This is a genomic window from Piscicoccus intestinalis NBRC 104926 (genome assembly GCF_001515525.1).
In the GTDB taxonomy this organism is placed as follows: domain Bacteria; phylum Actinomycetota; class Actinomycetes; order Actinomycetales; family Dermatophilaceae; genus Kineosphaera; species Kineosphaera intestinalis.
In genome coordinates this window covers 1-3,903 of sequence record NZ_BCNQ01000235.1, presented here as the reverse complement: position 1 = coordinate 3,903, position 3,903 = coordinate 1, and the positions used below count along the sequence as shown (strand labels likewise).

5 protein-coding genes are annotated in these 3,903 nt (G+C 75.0%); 1 reads left to right on the top strand and 4 read right to left on the bottom strand.

Annotated features, from left to right (window positions below):
• Positions 1–295: 295 nt before the first annotated feature.
• The 3 genes from PINTE_RS20580 to PINTE_RS20570 all read right to left on the bottom strand — a co-directional run bounded on the left by PINTE_RS20580 (position 296) and on the right by PINTE_RS20570 (position 2,411).
• Entirely contained in the window at positions 296–922 is a 627-nt protein-coding gene (locus PINTE_RS20580; protein ID WP_068434334.1) for a pentapeptide repeat-containing protein, read from the bottom strand.
• A 157-nt stretch (positions 923–1,079) separates the two neighbouring features.
• Complete coding sequence (gene yidC / locus PINTE_RS20575; protein WP_068434333.1) at positions 1,080–1,901, bottom strand: membrane protein insertase YidC; 822 nt, start codon at positions 1,899–1,901, stop codon at positions 1,080–1,082.
• A gap of 108 nt (positions 1,902–2,009) precedes the next feature.
• Positions 2,010–2,411, bottom strand: a complete 402-nt coding sequence (locus PINTE_RS20570) for a hypothetical protein (RefSeq protein ID WP_068434331.1) — start codon at positions 2,409–2,411, stop codon at positions 2,010–2,012.
• Between the two features lie 311 nt (positions 2,412–2,722).
• On the opposite strand from PINTE_RS20570, the gene PINTE_RS20565 reads away from it, so the two are divergent.
• Entirely contained in the window at positions 2,723–3,070 is a 348-nt protein-coding gene (locus PINTE_RS20565; RefSeq protein ID WP_068434329.1) for a PaaI family thioesterase, read from the top strand.
• 150 nt (positions 3,071–3,220) lie between these two features.
• Here the strand turns inward: PINTE_RS20565 and PINTE_RS20560 are convergent.
• Positions 3,221–3,903 (bottom strand): glycosyltransferase (locus PINTE_RS20560; RefSeq protein WP_157087425.1); only part of this gene is annotated, 683 nt, incomplete at its 5' end.

Sequence of the window (3,903 nt, the reverse complement as noted above, 5' to 3'; positions counted from 1 at the left end):
GCGGCGAACACGGGGCGAGCCTGCGCCACCGCGAGGCCGAGCAGCCCGAGCGCGAGTGCGCCGACCGCGTAGGAGACGACCAGCGTGCGCCCCAGGGGCGTCTCCGGTGGCGCCTGCGGGGGGCGGTGGGCGTGGTGTGCGCGGTGGGCCGCGGTCGAGATGATGAAACTCACCGGTGGCCTCCTGTCGATGGGCGCGGTCCGCGATGGACCCATACACCACGATGGTGCCCCTCGTCCGGCGATCCGCGCGCCTCAACCTGAGACGTCGGGACCTTGGACCCGGTCCACCCGCCTCAGTCGATCTCGACGCCGAAGACCCGCAGGAGCGCCGCGGCGCCCTCTGGGTCGACGCGCAACCCGCGCACCCGGTTCTCCCGCGGGTCGAACGCGTAGCCGAACGCGCCGCGCAGGTCCGCGCCGCGCAGGTCGGTGCGCACGAACGTCGCGCCCGCGAGGTCGCTGCCGGTGAGGTCGGCGTCGCGCAGCAGGGCTCCCGACAGGTCCGCCTCCCGCAGCGAGCAGCGGATGAATCGGGCTCCGGTGAGGTCAGCCTCCTGCAAGCAGGCCAGGTCGAGACGGCAGTCCTCGAACCGCAGCGGATCGGCGACCAGCGAACCCGGCGCCAGCACCGCGAGATTGAGCGCCAGCCCCTTGCACCGGGCGACGACGACGTCGCTGAATCGGGAGTCGACGAGGTCGGTCATCGACAGGTTGCAGGCGGTGAACCGGCACTCGGTGAACGTGCAGCGCACCAGCCGGGCCCCCTCGAGCTCGCAGCCGGTGAACTCGCAGTCGTCGAACTCGACGTCGGCCAGCGTCCGCCCCCTCGCCAGGGAGCCGGTGACCAGCCGCCCGGTGACGACGTCGCCGTCGCGCACCTGGTCGATGGACAGCTCGTCGCTGGATTCGGCACGGGTCATCGGCAGGGCCCTTCGTCGGCCTCGCGGCCCGGCGCGGGGGCCCGCGCCCGCCGGGTCGGCTGTCGGTGGTCGCTCACATGCTGCCCGGTGGAGCGGGTGTTTCGGGGCGCGAGGCCGATGTCGCCCGGCGGCGCGGGGCCTACTCGGTGCCGGGCGCCTACTCGGTGCCGGGCGCGGCCCGGCGGGCGAGCAGAGCTGCGTGGGCCGGCGAGCCCGGGGTCGGGAACCAGCGCGTGACGACGGCCTGCTGCCCGAGGGTCCACAGGTTGGAGACGAGCCAGTAGAGCAGCAGCCCGGCCGGCACGGTGGCGGCGGCCACGAGCACGCCGACCGCACTGAGCGCGGGCAGCAGCTGCTGGGCCTGGGCCATGGGCTCCGGCAGGCCGTCGAGCACGGTGTTGGGCAGCACGAACCAGCGCTGCGTGAGGTAGACCAGCGCGGCGGCGCCCAGCCCGGCCGCGACGAGCACGACGACCTCGGTGAGGGAGGCGGCCCCGCCGAGCCGCTCGGCCAGCCGCACCCCGACGATCGACGCCGACCCGGCGGAGGCGACCAGCGCGGCGTCCATCGCGCCGACGCTCTGCCCGGCGGCGACGAGCGAGAGCACCCGGTAGAGCGCGAAGAGGATCGGCAGCTGCAGCAGCATCGGCAGGCAGCCGAGGGCCGATATGCCGTGTTCGCGCTGGATCCGGGCCTGTTCGGCGCGCATGGCCTGCAGGCTCTCCAGGTCGGTGCGGCCGGCGTAACGCCTGCGCAGGGCCTCGAGCGCGGGGCGGGCGGAGGCCGAGGCGTGGGCCATCCGCACGCCGTGCACCGCCACGGGCAGCACGGCGAGGCGGACGGCGACGACGAGAGCGATGATCGCCAGCGCCCAGGTGACGCCGGCGTGCGGATCGAGGCCGGCGGCTTCCAGGCCCGCGTGGGCGGCGGCGAGCGCGGCGGAGACGAGGTGGGTGAACGGTGCGAACAGGTCAGGCATGGCAGGGCACTCCTTCGGCCCGGGCGGGCCGGTCGGTCATGGATTTCCGGGGTGGTCGGAACGCCGCGCGTGGTGTTCCGGAGCGCAGAGTCGGTCGCGGAGCGACCCTCAGCGCCGCCCGGGAGCCCGGGGACGGGCCGGAGTGCGTGGCAGGTCGACGTCGAGCCAGGCGGGCCGCAGGTCGGAGCGATGCCGCCCGAACGCGGGTGCCCGGGGCGTGCCGACCGCCGGGGTGGGCAGCTGCGCGAGCGCCGCGGCCAGGGCGGCGAACACGACGACGACCGCGGCGAGCGCGTGATCCGGGGCGCTCGCCAGCGGCGCCACGACGAGCAGCGCGCCGAGGAAACCGAGGCAGCCGACGAGGTGGAGTCGGTCGCTGCGGGCGGCGCCGGCCAGGTGCCCGAGGCGAGCGGCGGTCAGGTGCCCGGGGCGAGCGGCGGCCAGGTGCCCGAGGCGAACGAGGAACCGGTGGAGGGCGAGGAGCGCGGGCTCGATAGGCGTGTCGCGCATCGTGCCCCCTTTCGATCGCCCGGTCGGCGTGTGGCCAGTCTAGGCGCCGGTGGCGCGATGCGTTCCCCGGCGACCTCGACGCGGCCCCCGGCGCTAGGCCGCCGGTGCTTGTCCCGATACCGGCACCGGACCGGGATGGTCGGCGGCCGACCCGGGGGGTGCCGAAGAGCGTGGTAGATCTGCCGCGTCTGCCCGGCGGGATTTACCACCGTCTTTCGGGGGTTGGGGCGCGGCGGCCGCGCGACCGCGCCACCGCAGCACCGGGGGCTTTCGTCTGGCGCGACCGGCTCGGCGCTGACAGGCTCGCAGGCATGAGCGGCTTCCTCGACCTGGTCGGCATCGACCGCAGCGGCGACCCGACGGTCGTCACCAGCAAGGATCACGAGAACGTCCACGGCGGCGTGCAGGGCGGACTCATCGCCACCCTCATCGACGCGGCGATGGGCCAGGCCGTGCGCGAGGGTCTCGGCGAGGAGAAGACCGCCACCGTGCAGCTGACGATCACCTACCTCAACCCCGGTACCCCCGGCGACACGCTGACCGCCGTCGCGCAGGTGCGCAAGCGGGGCGGCAAGCTCGTCATGCTCGAGGCCGATGTCAGCAATCAGGACGACGAGGCCATCGCCCACGGCGTCGCCACGTTCGCGATCTCGTCCTGACCGACGCGCCGGGCGACCCGCGCGAGAGGTCAGGCGCCCTCAGCGAACTCAGCGGCTTCAGCGAAACTCGGCGGCCGCAGCGAAACTCGGCGGTCGCAGAACTCAGTGCCCCCGGCGCGCCTCAGTGCTCTCGGCGAATCGGGCTGCCCCTCAACGGGCGCCGGTGCCCGCGGCGGTGCCGTCGAGGGCGCGCAGCCGACGCAGGTATTCGGTCGCGTAGGGAGCGGGGCGCGGCACGCGCACCTGCGCGGCCTGGGCCATCTGCGCGGCGAGCGCCGCGTCGGCGGCCACCGTGTCGATCGCGCGAGCCAGGTCGTCGGCGTCCTCGGCGGCGTACACGAGGCCGGTGACCCGGTCTTCGACGAGTTCCTGCGCGCCGCCGCTGTCGGGCACGACCGCGACGACGCCGCGCGACTGCGCTTCGAGCACCGTGCGCCCCATCGGCTCGCGGGGATTGCCGACGACGAGCACGTCCAGGTCGTCCACCGCCTTGTGCTGGGCCACGCGGCCCTCGGGCACCCAGCGGTCGCCGAGCAGGCGCCGCCCGGCCTCGAAGACCTCGTGCGCGAGGTCACCGGAGAAACCGTCTCCGGCGCCGCGGACGACCAGTTCGGCGCTCGCGTGCACCCGGCGCATCGCCTCGATGACCATGTGGTGCCGCTTCTCCGGCGTGATGCGCCCGATGATGCCGACGCGCAGCGGCCGCGGCGCGGTACCGCGCTCGGCGTCGAGCTGAGGGCCGCGCGAGGAGGCGGCGGGCCCGGCCGAGTGGGCGGACTGGGTGGGGTCGGTGCCGTCGATGGCCGCGGCGGACGGCCAGGACGCTGGCCCGT